This window comes from Aquincola tertiaricarbonis (assembly GCF_023573145.1).
Classification (GTDB): domain Bacteria; phylum Pseudomonadota; class Gammaproteobacteria; order Burkholderiales; family Burkholderiaceae_C; genus Aquincola; species Aquincola tertiaricarbonis_B.
Window position 1 is genome coordinate 617,403 of record NZ_CP097636.1, and the last position, 15,870, is coordinate 633,272.

Annotated in this window: 14 protein-coding genes; 7 read left to right on the plus strand and 7 right to left on the minus strand. The window is 71.6% G+C overall.

What is annotated here, in order from left to right; all coding sequences use genetic code 11:
* The first annotated feature begins 114 nt into the window (after positions 1-114).
* From MW290_RS17090 to pcaG, 7 genes are all read left to right on the plus strand, one after another.
* The gene (locus MW290_RS17090; protein WP_250200036.1) at positions 115-1,812 is read left to right on the plus strand and encodes an MFS transporter; all 1,698 of its coding nucleotides are present in this window, start codon (positions 115-117) and stop codon (positions 1,810-1,812) included.
* Between the two features lie 10 nt (positions 1,813-1,822).
* Complete coding sequence (locus MW290_RS17095) at positions 1,823-1,975, plus strand: hypothetical protein (protein ID WP_250198911.1); 153 nt, start codon at positions 1,823-1,825, stop codon at positions 1,973-1,975.
* A gap of 173 nt (positions 1,976-2,148) precedes the next feature.
* A complete protein-coding gene (locus MW290_RS17100; RefSeq protein ID WP_250198912.1) occupies positions 2,149-2,604 on the plus strand; it encodes a response regulator in 456 nt (151 codons plus the stop codon).
* Between the two features lie 51 nt (positions 2,605-2,655).
* Positions 2,656-3,441, plus strand: a complete 786-nt coding sequence (locus tag MW290_RS17105; RefSeq protein ID WP_250198913.1) for an SDR family oxidoreductase — start codon at positions 2,656-2,658, stop codon at positions 3,439-3,441.
* Positions 3,438-4,445, plus strand: a complete 1,008-nt coding sequence (locus MW290_RS17110; protein WP_250198914.1) for a LysR substrate-binding domain-containing protein — start codon at positions 3,438-3,440, stop codon at positions 4,443-4,445. Before MW290_RS17105 ends, MW290_RS17110 begins: the two co-directional genes overlap by 4 nt.
* A gap of 106 nt (positions 4,446-4,551) precedes the next feature.
* Positions 4,552-5,268 carry a protocatechuate 3,4-dioxygenase subunit beta gene (pcaH, locus tag MW290_RS17115; protein ID WP_250198915.1) on the plus strand — a complete coding sequence of 239 codons (717 nt, stop codon included), beginning with the start codon at positions 4,552-4,554 and terminating at the stop codon, positions 5,266-5,268.
* 14 nt (positions 5,269-5,282) lie between these two features.
* On the plus strand, positions 5,283-5,924 hold the full coding sequence (pcaG, locus tag MW290_RS17120) for a protocatechuate 3,4-dioxygenase subunit alpha (RefSeq protein ID WP_250198916.1): 642 nt from the start codon (positions 5,283-5,285) through the stop codon (positions 5,922-5,924).
* A gap of 18 nt (positions 5,925-5,942) precedes the next feature.
* Here the strand turns inward: pcaG and MW290_RS17125 are convergent, their stop codons facing one another.
* Genes MW290_RS17125 through MW290_RS17155 form a run of 7 tightly spaced genes read right to left on the minus strand, consistent with a single transcriptional unit; the run spans position 5,943 to position 15,870 of the window.
* Positions 5,943-6,419, minus strand: coding sequence for a PIN domain-containing protein (locus MW290_RS17125; protein WP_250198917.1), 477 nt, complete (start codon positions 6,417-6,419; stop codon positions 5,943-5,945).
* Positions 6,416-6,679, minus strand: coding sequence for a hypothetical protein (locus MW290_RS17130; RefSeq protein WP_250198918.1), 264 nt, complete (start codon positions 6,677-6,679; stop codon positions 6,416-6,418). Before MW290_RS17130 ends, MW290_RS17125 begins: the two co-directional genes overlap by 4 nt.
* A 47-nt stretch (positions 6,680-6,726) precedes the next feature.
* Positions 6,727-11,214, minus strand: a complete 4,488-nt coding sequence (locus MW290_RS17135; RefSeq protein ID WP_250198919.1) for a response regulator — start codon at positions 11,212-11,214, stop codon at positions 6,727-6,729.
* A gap of 6 nt (positions 11,215-11,220) precedes the next feature.
* Positions 11,221-12,255: an AAA family ATPase gene (locus tag MW290_RS17140; protein ID WP_250198920.1), complete on the minus strand. Its 1,035-nt coding sequence runs from the start codon at positions 12,253-12,255 to the stop codon at positions 11,221-11,223.
* A gap of 5 nt (positions 12,256-12,260) precedes the next feature.
* Complete coding sequence (locus MW290_RS17145) at positions 12,261-14,327, minus strand: hypothetical protein (protein ID WP_250198921.1); 2,067 nt, start codon at positions 14,325-14,327, stop codon at positions 12,261-12,263.
* On the minus strand, positions 14,324-15,529 hold the full coding sequence (locus MW290_RS17150; protein WP_250198922.1) for a hypothetical protein: 1,206 nt from the start codon (positions 15,527-15,529) through the stop codon (positions 14,324-14,326). The genes MW290_RS17145 and MW290_RS17150 overlap by 4 nt, the downstream gene beginning before the upstream one ends.
* Positions 15,530-15,588: 59 nt before the next feature.
* Positions 15,589-15,870 (minus strand): type II toxin-antitoxin system HicB family antitoxin, encoded by a 282-nt coding sequence (locus MW290_RS17155; RefSeq protein ID WP_250198923.1) that lies wholly within the window; start codon positions 15,868-15,870, stop codon positions 15,589-15,591.

Sequence of the window (15,870 nt, forward strand, 5' to 3'; positions counted from 1 at the left end):
CCGAGTTTGTCAGCGAACGTTCAGCTTGCCGTCAGGCCGCGGTCAGGCGGGGCTTTGACAGTGCTTGCCACGCCGGGCATTCACTCCGGTATTTTCGAGGGGACAAGCATGGCAATGGCAGGAACTGCCGGCAGCAGACCGGCAGCCGACACGCCCATGACGGCGGAGGAGAAGAAGGTCATCTTCGCCTCATCGCTGGGCACGGTGTTCGAGTGGTACGACTTCTATCTCTACGGCTCCTTGGCGGCCATCATCGCCAAGCAGTTCTTCAGTGCGCTGGACCCGACCTCGGCGTTCATCTTCGCGCTGCTGGCCTTTGCGGCGGGCTTCCTGGTGCGGCCCTTCGGCGCGCTGGTGTTCGGACGCCTGGGCGACATGATCGGGCGCAAGTACACCTTCCTGGTCACCATCCTCATCATGGGCCTGTCGACCTTCATCGTCGGCGTGCTGCCCAGCTATGCCTCCATCGGCGTGGCTGCGCCCATCCTGCTGATCGCGCTGCGCATGCTGCAAGGCCTGGCGCTGGGCGGTGAGTACGGCGGTGCCGCCACCTACGTGGCCGAGCATGCGCCGCACGGCAAGCGCGGCGCCTACACCTCGTGGATCCAGACCACCGCCACGCTGGGCCTGTTCCTGTCGCTGATGGTGATCCTGGGCACCCGTACCGCGCTGGGCGAAGACGCCTTCACCGCCTGGGGCTGGCGCATCCCGTTCCTGGTGTCCATCTTCCTGCTGGGCATCAGCGTGTGGATCCGCCTGTCGATGAACGAGTCGCCCGCCTTCAAGAAGATGAAGGAAGAGGGCAAGACTTCGAAGGCGCCGCTGAGCGAATCCTTCGGCCAGTGGAAGAACCTGAAGATCGTGATCCTGGCGCTGATCGGCCTGACGGCCGGCCAGGCCGTGGTCTGGTACTCGGGCCAGTTCTACGCGCTGTTCTTCCTGACGGCGGTGCTGAAGGTGGACGGCGCCACCGCCAACATCCTGCTGGGCGTGGCCCTGCTGCTGGGCACGCCGTTCTTCGTCATCTTCGGCACGCTGAGCGACAAGATCGGCCGCAAGCCCATCATCATGGGCGGCCTGCTGCTGGCGGCGCTGACCTATTTCCCGCTGTTCAAGGCGCTGACCGAGGCGGCCAACCCCAAGCTGGCGGCGGCGCAGACCTCGGCCCAGATCAGCGTGACGGTGGATCCGGCGCAGTGCTCCTTCCAGGGCAGCCCGATCGCCCGCGAGGTGGACTTCACCTCCGGCTGCGACATCGCCAAGCGCACCCTGGCGCAGGCCTCGGCCAGCTACGAGACGGTGGCCCAGCCGGGCGCGCCGGCCACGGTGAAGATCGGCGAGAAGGTGCTGCAGGTGCCCACCGGCACGCTCACCGCCGGCGGCCACAAGTTCGACGAGGACAGCGCCAAGAAGATCGCCGCCTTCAAGAAGGAGGTGGCCGACGCGATGAAGGCCGCCGGCTACCCGGCCAAGGCCGACCCGATCCCGTTCGGCTCCAGCCAGTGGTTCACCGTGGTGGGCATCCTGTTCATCCTGGTGATCTACGTGACCATGGTGTACGGCCCGATCGCGGCCATGCTGGTGGAGATGTTCCCGACCCGCATCCGCTACACCTCGATGAGCCTGCCGTACCACATCGGCAACGGCTGGTTCGGCGGCCTGCTGCCTTCCATCAGCTTCGCGATGGTGGCGCAGAACGGCAACATCTACTACGGCCTGTGGTACCCCATCGTCATCGCGGTGGCCACGCTGGTAATCGGCATGCTGTTCGTGCGCGAGACCAAGGACGTGGACATCTACGCCAACGACTGAAGGCCTGCGCATGTGGAAGATCTTCCTGGGCTTCGTCGTCTTTGCCGCAGTGGCCATCTGGGTGCTGAGCAAGGCCGGCGGCAGCGTGGACATGGGCGGCGAGAAGCACGGCATCGACGCCGGGCACACGCCGGCCCCGGCCGCATCGGCGGCCTCACAGTGATGCAGCCCCCAAGCTCGCTGCGCTCGCGGCCCCCCGTGGGGGCGCACCCGCCCTTGGGGCGGCCCGGCGGGCGAGGCCGCTGATACGTCATGTTGCGACGGCCCGGGAATTCCCCGGGCCGTCGTCTTTTCTGGGGATGTGACTATGCTTGCGTGTCTCAGGGGACACCCACCATGGCTGCATCCGAGCTTCCGTCCGAGCTGGTGCCCGCCGCCGGCTCGTTGCGCGGCAAGGTGCTCTACATCGAAGATGCAGAGACCAGCATGGCCGTGGTCGAAGGGATGATGCAGCACTTCCCCGGCGTGCAGCTGCTGCAGGCCACCACCGGCCGCCAGGGCGTCGAGATGGTGCGCCAGGAGCGGCCCGACCTGGTGCTGCTGGACATGCACCTGCCCGACATCTCGGGCCTGGAGGTGGTGCGCATCCTCAACCAGGAGATCTCTGACCGCGGCCTGCGCGTGACCATCCTCACCGGCGACAAGCTGTCGATGGACATCATCAAGGCGATGAGCCTGGGCGCGTTCGAGTACTGGATCAAGCCGGTGGAGCTGCGCGTGCTGGCCTCGGGCCTGCGCCGCGCGCTGGGCGGCCGCACGGCGCACCCGGCGCGGCACTTCCCGGTAAGGTGACCCTGCTGCTGGCAGACTCCCGGGTCTTGTCATGCAGTCACAGGATCACCGATGCCCGAGAACTCATCCGCCCCGCAACACCGCATCGCCATCGTCACCGGCGCCGGCAGCGGCATCGGCCAGGCCGCCGCGCTGGCGCTGCTGAATGCCGGCTGGCGGGTGGCTTTCGCCGGCCGCCGCCTCGAGACGCTGCAGGCCGCCATCGCCGCTTCTGAAGACCCGCAGGGCGACATCGCCGAACGGGCGCTGGCCGTGCCCACCGACGTGGCCGACCCGGCCTCGGTGCAGGCGCTGTTCGACACCGTGGTGGCCCGCTTCGGCCGGGTCGACCTGCTGTTCAACAATGCCGGCATCTCGGCCTCGGGCTTTGCGCTCGAAGACCTGCCCATCGAACGCTGGAAGCAGGTGGTGGACACCAACCTGAACGGCGTGTTCTACGGCATCCAGCAGGCCTTCCGGGTGATGAAGGCGCAAAGCCCGCAGGGCGGCCGCATCATCAACAACGGCTCCATCTCGGCCTATGCGCCGCGGCCGCAGTCCATCGCCTACACCGCCACCAAGCATGCGGTGACGGGCCTGACCAAGACCGCCGCGCTGGACGGCCGCCGCTACGACATCGCGGTGGGCCAGATCGACATAGGCAATGCCGCCACCGACATGACCGAGCGCATGGCCGCCGGCGTGCCGCAGGCCGACGGCAGCATGAAGGTGGAAGCCCGCATGGACGTCAAGCACGTGGCCGACGCCGTGGTGCACATGGCCAGCCTGCCGCTGGACGCCAACGTGCTGTTCATGACGGTGATGGCCACCAAGATGCCGTACGTGGGCCGCGGTTGAGCGAGCGGCCTCTGCCCCCGCCGACGGCCACCCTGCCGCCCGCCGGCGCGCTGGCGCGCATGCGGCTGCGCCACCTGCAATGCCTGCTGGCGGTGGCCGACACCGGCAGCCTGCGCCGCGCGGCCGAGCGGCTGTCCATCACCCAGCCCGCCGTCACCAAGACCATCCACGAGCTGGAAGAGATCCTGGGCGTGCGGCTGCTGACGCGTGGCCGCCGCGGCACGCTGCCCACGCCCGAGGCGGCGCTGTTTCTGCGCCATGCGCAGGCCAGCATCAGCGCGCTGGGGGAGGCGGTGCGCAGCGTCAGCGCCGGCGCGGTGCAGCGGCCGCTGCGCGTGGGTGCGCTGCCCACGTTGGCGCCCTCGGTGATGGCGCGGGTGGCACTGGCCTGGCGCCAGGGCATGGCCGCCAGCGCGGGCGAGGCGGCGCAGCTGCAGGTGGTCACCGGCCTCAACACCACGCTGCTGCAGGCGCTGCGCGCGCAGGAGCTGGACCTGGTGATCGGCCGCCTGGCCGACCCCGACGACATGGTGGGCCTGAGCTTCGAGCTGCTGTACGCCGAGCCGCTGGTGCTGGCCGCCCGACCCGGCCACCCGCTGCTGGCCGCCGGCCGCGTGCCCGCCGCCGCCGACGTGGCCGCCTGGCCGCTGGTGCTGCCGATGCCGGGCACCGTGATCCGCCACGGCGTGGACAGCTTCTTCAGCGCCCGCGGCGTGATGCCGGCGGCGGGGCTGACGGAAACCGTCTCCGCCTCGCTCGGGCGGGCGATGGCGCTGGGCAGCGATGCCCTGTGGTTCACCGCGCTCAGCGCCGCCGAGGCCGACTTCGAGGCCGGCACCCTGCAGCGCCTGCCGGTGGACACCGGCGGCACCGAAGAGCCGGTGGGCCTGCTGCTGCCCACGCAGCAACCCCCCTGGCCGGCGCTGCAGGCGATGGTGGAGGCGGTGCGTGCCGAAGCGGCGCGGCGCCGGGCGCTGGCGGCGGCCGCCTTGCGCAAGCCATAACCGGGCGTAATCACTGGGCGGCGCGCTTTTCAATTGCGCCGCAGCGGGCGGCTTTCAACAGTGGCGGTTCCGACCTGCCACCGCGGACAACCAGAAGGAGACGCCCATGGCCCAATACGGCCCCTTTGTGATGCGCGACAGCGCCCAGCACGCTCCGGCGCTGACGCCGACCTACAAGACCAGCGTGCTGCGCTCGCCGAAGAACGCGCTGATCTCGATCCCGCAGACCCTGACCGAGATGAGCGGCCCGCTGTTCAAGGCCAGCGAGCTGGGCCCGAAGGACAACGACCTGATCCTGAACTTCGCGAAGGACGGTCTGCCGGTGGGTGAGCGCATCATCGTCCACGGCTATGTGCGCGACGAGTTCGGCCGCCCGGTGCCCAACGCGCTGGTGGAGGTGTGGCAGGCCAATGCCAGCGGCCGCTACCGCCACCGCAAGGACACCTACATCGGCGCGCTGGACCCCAACTTCGGCGGCTGCGGCCGGGTGCTGACCGACGAGAACGGCTACTACCGCTACCGCACCATCCGCCCGGGCCCGTACCCCTGGCGCAACCGCATCAACGAATGGCGCCCGGCGCACATCCACTACGCGATCCATGGCGACGGCTGGGCGCAGCGGCTGATCACCCAGATGTACTTCGAGGGTGACACGCTGATCAACACCTGCCCCATCCTGGCCACCGTGCCCAATGACGAGCAGCGCCGCGGCCTGATCGCGCTGGAAGACCGCGCCAACTTCATCGAGCTGGACAGCCGTGCCTACCGCTTCGACATCTACCTGCGCGGCCGGCGCATGACCTGGTTCGAGAACAAGGCCTGAGGCAGGAGACGACGATGCACACCCAACCCCAACAACAGCTCACCCACTACCGCGAAACCGCCTCCCAGACCGGCGGCCCGTACGTGCACATCGGCCTGGCGCCGCAGCAGGCGGGTTTCGAGATCTTCGAGAACAACTTCGGCAACGTGCTCGCCAAGCCCGACACCCCGGGCGAGCGCATCCGCATCGAAGGCACGGTGTACGACGGCCTGGGCCTGCCGCTGCGCGACGTGCTGCTGGAGATCTGGCAGGCCGACGCCGAAGGCCACTATGCCCACCCGGCCGACCCCAAGCCCAGCAGCTTCCGCGGCTGGGGCCGTACCGGCGCCGACTTCGAGACGGGCCTCTACAGCTTCGAGACCATCAAGCCCGGCCCGGTGGCGCTGGCCAACGGCGGCACCCAGGCGCCGCACATCGCGGTGTGGGTGGTGGCGCGTGGCATCAACCTGGGGCTGCACACCCGCATCTACTTCAGCGACGAGCAGCAGGCCAACGAGCGCGACCCGGTGCTCACCGGCATCGAATGGGCCACCCGCCGCAAGACCCTGATCGCCCAGCGCGAGCAGCGCGGCAGCGAAACCGTCTACCGCTTCGACATCCGCATCCAGGGCCAGGGCGGGGCGGAGGATCTGGAGACGGTGTTTTTCGACGTTTGAGGGATCGGCGCGGCGGCCTCAGCGCTGCCGCGCCTTGGCGCGCCCGGCGGGCCGCGCGGTGTACGCCGCAGCCGGCTCCTGCACCGCCTGGCTGAATGGGTTGACCACCTCCAGCTCACCGAAGCGCATGCCTGCCTGCAGGTCTTCGGTGAGCAGCGTGGTGCAGTGGGCATCCAGCGCGGCCTGCACGATCAAGGCGTCCCAGCAGCTGAGCTGGTGCCGCTGCGCCAGCGCAAAGGCACGCAGCACGCTGTCGGCATCGGCCGGCACCACGCGCTCGCGACGAAACACCGCCAGCGCCTCGCTCACCGCCTGCGGCGGCAGGCGCTTCTTGCGCGTGAGCACCGCATAAGTCTCTTGCAGCACCTGGGTGCTGATGACCAGGCTGCGCCGGGTCAGGTGCTGTTCCAGCAGCGCGTCGGCCACCGCATGGCGCAGGCCCTGGGTGGCGTCCAGCGCATACACCAGCACATTGCTGTCGAAGAAATGGCTCACGAGCGGCCGCGGCGGGACAGCGCCTCGTCGTACAGCGCGGCCCGGCCGGGCCAGGTGTCTTCGGTATCGTCCCCCGCGCGGGCGCGGCGGGCCAGCGCCCGCAGGCGCGCCAGCCGGTCGGCGGGCGTGTCCGCGCCTTCCAGCGCGTAGCGCTCGATGGCCTGGCGGCACACCTCGTTGACACTGGTGCCGTCTTGCACGGCCTTGATGCGCGCCTGGCGAAGCAGGTCGTCGTCCACGGCAATCGTGAGGTTGGCCATCATCGGCTCCTGGTAAACACGGGATCAGTGTAACGCGGGTCCTGTGTTCATGCCGCAGACTTGATCGCCGGCCGCTGCAGCAGTTCGCGCCGCAGCCAGCCCATCAGCACCTCGAAGTCGTCGGTGCTGCCCAGCGCGCCGCGGCGCACCGATTCGGCATGGTGCTCGGGCCGCACATCGCGCGAGAGGATGATGAAGGGCGTGCTGACGTGCTGGTCGCGCATGGCCTGCAGCAGCGTGTAGCCGGCCTGCGGGTCGGGCGGGCGGCCCATGTCGGAGATGACGGCGGCGTACTCGATGGGGCCTTCCAGGGCTTGCAAGGCGCTTGCCGTGTCGCGCGTGGTGGCCACGCGGAAGCCGCGTTCCTGCAGCGCCCGCACGCCGCCCAGGTTGTGCTGCGGCTGGTCGTCCACCCACAGCAGCGGCAGGCCGGGCACAGCCCAGTCGTCGGGTGGGGGTTGGCGGTTGAGCCACGCCAGGCGGGTGGCGACGATGGCGCCAACGAAGCGGATCAGCGCGGGTACCTGCGGGCAGGGCAGCGACCAGGGGCTGCCCGAGGCGGCCCATTGCAATCCCACTTCCAGCGGTGCCAGCAGCGGCGCCATCTGCGCCAGCCGCCAGGCGGGCACTTCGGAGTGCACGGTCAGCATGTCGCGGCCTTGCAGCAGCAGCTCCGCCTGCTGCGCGAAGGCGCTTGCGAAGCGGCTCACCAGCTCGGCCGAGCTGGGGCAGCCGCTGAAGACCGACGTGCCGCATTCCGCATGCAACAGCATGGCGCGGGCTAGCGGCGCCGAGATCAGGTCCGCCACTGCCTGCGAACGCAGGGCTGGCAGGTGTTGTGCCACCCGCTGCAGAAGGGGCTTGAGCTTGGTCAACGGCGCCCGGGTATCGCGCGCCAACCGGGGGTCGCGCAGCGCGGCGATGGCGGCAAACCAGCGCCACAGTGCAAAGCCGGCCGTGTCGTCCAGCTGCGCCTGCTCGTCGGACGACATGCCGGCCAGCGCACCCTCCAGTTGCGAGAGCCAGGCCTGCAGGAAGGCCAGGGCGCGCTGGCGGTCGCTGGCCGTACCGCGGCCCGAGAGCATGGGCAGGTCCTTGTCCAGTCGGTCCAGGCTGCTGTGCCAGTACTGGTCAGCGCCGTCGACATCAGGGTGTCGCAAGCGGTCGCCTTCTCCCTGCAGCATGCGGTGCAAGGGCTCGGTTAAGGTGTCGTTGGCGAGGAGCAGCAGCGTGTGCAGCAGGGTCCAGTCGGGCTGGCCGGGCTGCACGCCGAGCCGGCGCGCATAGTCGTCGAGGGCGCCGGACCGGCCGCCTTCACCGAAGCCACCATCGCGGTACGCCATCGCCAGTGCCATCAGCAGGTGGTGGGCGCTGTCCACCACTTCGTCGGGGTCGGGGTGCGCCGGTTCGGGTGGCGCCGGCGCCTCGGGCACGGCGCCCGCTTGCAGCGCGGCGCGGTCGATGCGCAGCAGCGTGAGCGTGCTGCCGCAGGCCAGGGCCAGGGCATCCTGGCCACCGCCGATGGGCTGGGGCGCAAAGGCCAGCTGGGGCGCGCCGCCGTCTGCGTCGGCATTCGGCACTTCCTGCGTGGCGGGCCGGCCCGAGCTGCCGCCGTGCACGAGTTGCAGGCCGCCGCCGTGCAGGCCGCAGGCCAGCACGTCGTCGTCGTGCGACCAGGACAGGCTGGTCACCTCGTCAGGTGCGGCCCAGCGCGCCAGGGACTGGCGACCGTTCTGCACCTGCACGTTGCCGTCGGTCCGCCAGACCGCCAGGGCGTCATCCGCCAGCGTCGTCCAGGCAGGGCCGCAGCCGATGCCGTGCAAGTCGTCCCGCTCGGCATCGTCATCGGGCTTCTCGCTGGCCCACAGGAACCGCACCGTGCCGTTGGCCAGCAGCAGCGCCAGGTGCTCGCCGTCGGCGGACCAGGCCAGTGCGGCGATGGGCGCTTCCATGCGGTCGGCACCGCGCTGCAGTGAGGCGTAGCCGGGCAGCTCGGCATTCAAGTCCTGGCCGCGGGCCAGGGTCAGGCTGCGTTCGCCGGGGCGCTGGGCCAGCAGCAGCGGGTGTTGCCGGTCCCAGCCTGGCGGTGCGCGGTCGACGGTGGCACTGGTGTCGGCGTCGAGGACCTCGCCGCTCAGGCCGTCGGCCACGAGCAGGCGGTCGTCGGTGGTCCAGAGCAGGTCGGTGGTGGTAGGGCCGGTGAGCACCTGCGAGAGGTAGCGAGGGGCCTGGTCGGCCAGCAGCTGCGTGATGGTGCGGGCGGCGCCAGGGGCCATGGCCGCCTCGATGCGGGCAGCCGCCGGGCCGTTGAACATCGACATCAGCTTCCAGTCGGCGGCGGGCGCGGCGGCGGCGCTGGCCGGTGTCATCCGCAGCGACAACGCCGGCACACGCTGTTGCAGGTCGAAGCGCCGCAGGCACTCTTCCTGCGCGGTGCCCACCCAGGCCGATTCGAAGAAGCGCGTGCCGCCCACGCACAGCATCAGCCCTTGCTGGCGTTCGACCAGGTCCAGCAACTGGCGCAGGTCCTGCTCGGGCCGGCGGCGCAGGTCTTCGCCATAAGCGCTGCCCACGGTGTGGAACTGCAGCTGCAGCGGCTGGTTGAACAGCGCCGGCCAGGTCGCCTGGAAGGCTTCGACAAAGGCCTGGAACAGCGGCTGCGGTACATCGAAGCCTTGCACCATGAACACCGTGCTGGGCCCGCGCATGGCCAGCGGCTCGCGCTGCCACCGGCGCTGACCGGGGCCGGTGGGCTGCAGCTGGAAGGTGACCAGGCCTTGCTGGTGCAGCACCGCCAGGCGCTGGCCGTCGGGTGACCAGGCCAGCTTGCGGGCGTCGGCGGGCAGGGCCGTTTCGGCCTGCACCGTGACGCCGGGCGCCCACTGCGGCTCACGCACGCTGGGCGCTGGCGGCCCTGCATCCGCTGGCGGTGCGGCGGGCGGCTGGTACAGCGCCTGCACCTGCCGCGTCACCTCGGCAAAGGGCCGCGCCCAGGCCGGCAGCCGCAGAGCGCCCTGCTCGTCGCGCATCAGCGCCTGGAAGTCCAGCGGGCTGCCGCTGCGTTCGGCGATGTAGCCGGAGACGGCCCGGCGCACCGCGTCGGCCTCGTGCTTCAGCAGCGCGGCCTGCAAGGCCTGGCGCACGCCGGGCGCGAAGTCGAACACCACGTCGTCGTCACCGCCGGTGGCCTCGTCGGCCGGCGGGGCAGGCTGGCGTTGCAGCAGGCCGCCCAGCAGCAGCAGCGGCAGGTCTTCGGCCGGTGCGCCAGGCTGCATCACGCGGTGCACCAGGCGCACCACCGGCAGCGTGAGCGGCGCGGCGGCCGACAGCTGCACCGCGGCCTGCAGCAAGCGCGCGCTGCCCACGGCGCGGAAGCGGCTGATGCGCTGCTCGGGGTTGAGCTGGGACAGGTCTTCTTCGCCGGCCGCCGCGCCTGGAGGCGGGGCGGACGTGGCCGGCCACAGCAGCGCGGCGGCCCCGCGCACGCCGGGCTTGGCCATCAGCATCGCGGCCAACCGGCCCAGCGAAGCGGGCGTGAGCGCCGCCACCGGCATGGGCTGCACCGGGCGATGGGCGCGCAGCCAGCGTGGGCGGGTGAGCCGCAGTTCGGCCAGCGGCGCGCCAGGGCGTGGCGCTTGCACGCCCAGGTCGGCAGCGCCCAGCGCGCTGTGCGGCCACAGGCGCTCGGGCATCCACTGCAGCACGGCCACGCAGGTGCGCGGGGCCAACAGGCCGGTGAGGGCCGCCAGGCGGCCATCGGCCCACGCGGCGCTGGTGCCGTCGGTGGCGATGAGCACCAGCGAGGCGTCGTCTTCCAGCAGCATGCGCGGCGATTGCAGCGCGCCGCTGCGGCTGCGCAGCATCGGCTGCGCGCCGTCGGTCAGCAGCGCCAGGCGGCGCAAGCGGCGGAAGCCGCCCTGGCGCGCCAGCAGGGTTTCCAGCTCGTCGGCCAGGCCGCGCCACAAGGGCATCGCGGGGCTGTCTTCCACCAGCAGCGTGGCGCTGAAGAAGCGCTCGCGCTCGGGCACCAGCACCGGCGCCAGCAGGCCGGTGTCGGCCAGGCGCTCGGCGGTGGCGGCCTCGTCGATGACGAAGCGGGTGGTCGAGCGGCGGCGCTTGCCCAGCGGGCGCAGCGCACGGGCCAGGGCCGGCCCGTCGCGCAGCGCAGGCACACCGGCCACCCGCAGCGCGCGGGCGCGCCAGGCGTCGTCGGCGGGGGTGCCGGCGCCGCGGGCATAGACGCCGGCGCCTGCATCGGCCACGGTCGGGGCTGCGCTGGGCAGCGGCACCTCGGCCTCGGGCCCGCGCGTGCGGGGCGGCTGCACTGGCGCGGCGGGCGGCGGGGCCGTGGCCGCTTCGGGGCGGGGCTCGATCGGCGGGGCCGCCGACTTCGGCTCGTCCATCGCCGCCACCGGCCCGGGCAGCCAGCGGCTGAGCCACAGTGCGTCCAGCAATTGCGTGGCGTCGTCACCCAAGCCGGCGGCCTGCAGCTGCGCCAGCAGCGGGCGCAGGTCGGGCGTGAGGGGGTCGTTCACAGATTCTCAGCCCAGCGGCTGCGTCACCCGCTTGACCAGGGCTTCCTTCTGCTCGGCCGGCAGCCCGGCGCGGCCCACCACCAGCAGCACCGCGTTCAGCAGCTGGTCGGTGGCCAGGCGTTCGGTGGCGGCGCGCTGCGCGAAGTCGGCGATGCGCTGCTGCACCTCGGCCGCCAGTTCGCCCTGGAAGTACTCGGCCAGATGGGCCTGCACCACCTGCGTCAGGCGGGTCACGTCCTGGCAGGGGTCGGGCATCTGCAGCCGCAGGCAGCGGCGCAGGAAGGCGGGCGGAAACTCGCGCTCGCCATTGCTGGTGAACACCACCAGCGGAAACTGCTGCGCCTGCACCCGGCCGCCGGTAACGGGGTAGGTGTCGCCAGGGCCGCCGCCGTGCAGGCGCACCGGCACCGTGGCGTCCTTCTGGCGGGCCAGTTCGGGGATCTCGAACTCGCCTTCTTCCAGCACGTTGAGCAGGTCGTTGGGCAGGTCGAGGTCGGCCTTGTCGATCTCGTCGATCAGCAGCGCGCGCGGCACCTGCGTGGGCAGCAGCGCCGTGCCCAGCGGCCCCAGCCGCAGGAACTGCGACATCGGCAGTTCGTCGGGCACCGGCTGGCCGGCCTCACGCTCGGTGAGGGCCTGCTGCGTGGCATGCAGCCGGCCCACCGCGTCGTAGGTGTACAGGCCGTCGCGCAGCGTGCTGCGCGAGGTGATGCTCCAACGCAGCGGCTCGCCCAGCCGCAGCTCCCAGGCCACCGCGTCCACCAGCGACGACTTGCCGGTGCCCGGGTTGCCGGTGACCAGCAGCGGCCGCCGCAGGTAGAGCGCGGCATTGACCATCTCCACGATCTCGGGCGTGGCCTGGAAGGTGCGGCCGCGCTGCTGCATGGCCGGCGGCAACTGGTCGTCTGCCGGGATGTGGCGCTCGGCCACCACGTGGTCGGTACGGTAAGGCCGCCAGGGCGGCGGATCGGGCAGGCGCGTGATGCCGTCGTGCGGCACGCGGGTGCCGAGGAAAAGGCGCCAGTCGGTGGGCTCGGTCATCGCGGTTAGGCGCCCAGGCGGGTCGCATAGGGGTTGTGTTGGGGATCGTCCCACAGCAGCCGCAGGCGACTGCCGGGGTGCTGGCGGGCGATGGCATCGGCGCGCCGCAGCTCGAACAGCTTCTTCAGCGCCTGCGGGCCGCGGCAGGCCTGCAGGTCCTGCTGCAGCTGCTGCGTGTCGTCATCGGTCCAGGGGCCGGTGCTCCAGCACGCGAAGGGCAGGCCGTCGACGTACATCACCTCGCGCGATTCGTCGTCCAGCGGGGCGGTGGCCTGCGTGCGTGTGAGGCCGATGCAGCAGCCGGCGGCATCCGCCTGCAGCCGGCCGTGCAGCAGGCCGTCGGCGATGTCGGCCAGCGCCAGCCAGTGGATGCACAGGCCATGCTGGGCAAAGCGCTGGCGCAGCAGGTCGGCGGTGTCGCACCACTGCAGGATTTCAGGCGTGTGGCGGCTGTGGGCATGGGCCAGCGCTTGCAGCCGCTCGGCCAGCCGGCGCACGATCAGGTAGCGGCTGCCCAGCGGGCGCTGCATGCGGCCTTCGCCGACGGCCAGCGGCTGCTCTTCCACCGCGTCGTCCAGCCGCTCGGGCGGCAGCGCGTATTCGATGATGAATTCGGGCCGGCCGGCGTGGGGTGCCGCCTCGGCGGCTTCGATGCCGGCGCGCAGCAGCAGCTGGCGCAAGGCGGCGGCGCGGCCGCTGCCATCCGCCTTCACCCACAGCGGCGCCGCATCGTCGTGCAGCGTGCGCACCTGGGGCTTATCGCCGATGAACAGCCAGCCCTGCAGCTGCGCCGCGGCGTCTGGCGCCGGCGCATCCGCGAGCTTTTCCAGCACCAGCACGAAGCCGGGGCCGGGTGGGGCTTGTTCGGCGGCGATGGCCTCGCGGTAGTGCTGCACCCGATCGGCTTGGCCCTGCTGCTTGATCCATACCAGCAGTTCGGGATGGTGTTGCGCGGCCTGGTCGCCCAGCCGGGCCTGCAGCTGCAGCGCCCAGCGCAGCAGCGGCGCGGGCGCGGTGGGCTGGCCGGGTATCTGGTGCGGCAGTGCGCACAGCAGCGCGGCCATGTCGGCCACACCGCCCTGGGCCGCCTGCAGCTGGCTGTCGGTGAGCGGCACGCCGGCCAGCGCGGCCTGGAAGGCCTGCTGCAACCGCTCGGCCGGCACATCCCGCAGCGCCGCCAGCAGCCGCGTGCTGGGCACGTCGGGGCCCAGCAGCACGCCACTGTCGTTCAAGGCGTCGTCAGGGATGCCATGGCACCAGTCCACCGGGGTCTGGTCGCTGCCGGCGAAGGCCTGGCGCACCTGCTCGTACGCCTGCCCGAAGTCGGGCCACTGGCCGGCGGGCGGCTGGCCCAGCGCGGCCAGCAGGCGGCTGCTGAACAAGGCCACCGACTCGCGCACGGCCAGCCCTTCGGCCGACTGCGCCACCTGGCCCGGTGCGGCGGCCAGCAGCACGCGCTGCTGGATCTGGCCGTCGGCGTTGACGGTGTTGAAGCCGGTCGGGTCCGTCAGCCGCCGGTCGCGGGCGGTGGTCATCACGAAGTTGGCGCAGGCATCCACCACCAGCAGCTGCTGGCGCAGGCCGGCAAAGGGCCGCGTGCGCAGCGCTTTCATCAGCGACACCGGCTCCAGGTTGCGCGGCACCTGGGCATGAGCGTCGGCATGGAACAGGCGGCGGCTGCGCCCGGCATCGCGCTGGTCGATCACGCCATGGCCGCTCCACATCAGCAGCAGGCTGCCGTCGGCATGCTCGGCGGCCAGCGCGGGCAGGCCGCTGTCCAGGCTGATGAAGTCGAGGAACGCGGCTTCGGTGGCGGGCAGCAGGCGGGGCTGCGCATGCGCGGGCAGCCCTGTCCATGACTGCCGCCACGCGTCCACCAGCGGCTGCGACACCGGCTTGGGCGACAGCATCACGGTGATGCGGGCCGGTGGCACGCCGCGCGCCACCAGCCAGTGGTACCAGCCGATGGCGTCGCGCACTGGGCCCACCAGCGGGTCGTCGGCATACACGCCGCATTGCTCCACGCCCACCAGGACGGCGCAGGCATGTTCGGGCGGTCCGTCGAACCTCATGCCATGAAGCTGCGGACGTGCTGCCACAGCTGGTCGTTGGCCCAGTAGGCGCTGTGGCTGTGCGGGAAGGGCTGGCGGCTTTGCACCTCGGCATCGGTGACACGGCCGGGGAACAGGCCGCCGCCGACGTAGCTCAGCAGGTCGTTGAGGTCGTACACGTTGAGCCAGCGCGGAAACCCCTCGGGCAGCGGCTGGCCGCGGCGCAGCAGGCTCAGTGCATCGGCCTCGTACAGATAGGGTGCTTGGCTGCCGCAGGTGATGAGGCCGGCCACCGGCAGCCCGGGCTGGGTGGCCAGCAGTTCGACGCTGGCGATGCCGCCCAGGCTGTGCGCCAGCAGCCACACCGGGCCCTGGCTTGCGCAGGCGCGGATGCGCTGCTCGATCAGCCCGCGGATGGCGGCGCCGCCGTGCGGGGTCTGGTAGCGCAGGATGTCGTGGGTGGCCGCGAACGAGGCATCGGTGACGCCGGTGCGCCGGCGCCGCAGCACGGGCGTGGCCAAGCGCGCGGCCAGGCCGCCCAGCGCGCCCAGCAGCTCGTCCTTCAGGCCCTTGGTGGGGCCGCCCAGCACGGCCACGGCCTCTTCATACAGGCGGTCGCGCAGCGCGCCGTCCAGCACCGGCAGGCCCCGGGTTTCGGCGGCCTGTGCCCAGGCGGCGACAAAGGCCCGGGCCACCAGCGCGCGGCTGCGCTCGGGCGCGGCCAGCGAGTCGGCTTCCAGCGCGTCGTCGAACACGCCGCCTTGCCGCAGCAGCGCCACGGCCGCGGGCACCAACTCGGCGGCGGCGTGGCCGCTGCGGGCCAGGGCCGGGTCGGCGGGTTGCAGGCTGGCCAGCTGCGCCAGCGCGCGCCGGCCGGGCGGCTGCGCATGGGGCGAGCGGGCCACCCGCAGCTCGTCGGCATCGGCGGCCAGCGCGGCATAGGCGCGCAGCTCGTACAGCGGGTCCTGGTACAGCAGCTGCCAGCGCAGCTCCTGCTCACGCGCCGACGGACCGGCACCGGCGCTGGAGCGGCCCAGTTCGTAGCCCGGCACCGACAGCGCGTTGTCGGCGATGGTGGCGCCCACGTGGTCGCCCCAGGGGCAGGGCTGCACATCCACCCCGTCGCCCAGGTGGTGCGCCACCTGGGACCGGATGACGGCGAAGCTGGCGTCGTAGGCGCCGCCGCGCACGCCGGTGCCGTGGACAAAAAGCAGGGTGGTCATCGGTGCCCTCCGCGATCCATCGTGTGAGACAGGAGCGAGGGTAGCCGCAGTGCAGGCGATCAGAGCGCCAGCTTCGCACTGACCAGTCGGTTGAGGCTGACTCCCTGCTCGCTGGCTTCGATGGCCAGGCGCCGGTGCTGCTGCGGCGGGATGCGCACCTTGAACTCGCCGCTGGCCTGCATGTCCCGCACGCAGTCGGCCACCAAGCTTCGCATGCCGGCCAGGGCTTTTTCGGGGGTCTTGGCGAGCCAGGACAGCGACGGGAACTCTGCACACAGGCCGACGTGCTCGTCGTCTTCCGCAGACCAGGTGACTCGGTAGGTGTAGTGGTCAGGGTTCAT

Coding starts and splice junctions, on each gene's coding strand:
- MW290_RS17090 (WP_250200036.1), top strand. CDS start 115: ATGGCAGGAACTGCCGGCAGCAGACCGGCAGCCGACACGCCCATGACG.
- MW290_RS17100 (WP_250198912.1), top strand. CDS start 2,149: ATGGCTGCATCCGAGCTTCCGTCCGAGCTGGTGCCCGCCGCCGGCTCG.
- MW290_RS17095 (WP_250198911.1), top strand. CDS start 1,823: ATGTGGAAGATCTTCCTGGGCTTCGTCGTCTTTGCCGCAGTGGCCATC.
- MW290_RS17150 (WP_250198922.1), bottom strand. CDS start 15,529: ATGACCACCCTGCTTTTTGTCCACGGCACCGGCGTGCGCGGCGGCGCC.
- pcaG (WP_250198916.1), top strand. CDS start 5,283: ATGCACACCCAACCCCAACAACAGCTCACCCACTACCGCGAAACCGCC.
- MW290_RS17140 (WP_250198920.1), bottom strand. CDS start 12,255: ATGACCGAGCCCACCGACTGGCGCCTTTTCCTCGGCACCCGCGTGCCG.
- MW290_RS17105 (WP_250198913.1), top strand. CDS start 2,656: ATGCCCGAGAACTCATCCGCCCCGCAACACCGCATCGCCATCGTCACC.
- pcaH (WP_250198915.1), top strand. CDS start 4,552: ATGGCCCAATACGGCCCCTTTGTGATGCGCGACAGCGCCCAGCACGCT.
- MW290_RS17145 (WP_250198921.1), bottom strand. CDS start 14,327: ATGAGGTTCGACGGACCGCCCGAACATGCCTGCGCCGTCCTGGTGGGC.
- MW290_RS17155 (WP_250198923.1), bottom strand. CDS start 15,870: ATGAACCCTGACCACTACACCTACCGAGTCACCTGGTCTGCGGAAGAC.
- MW290_RS17130 (WP_250198918.1), bottom strand. CDS start 6,679: ATGGCCAACCTCACGATTGCCGTGGACGACGACCTGCTTCGCCAGGCG.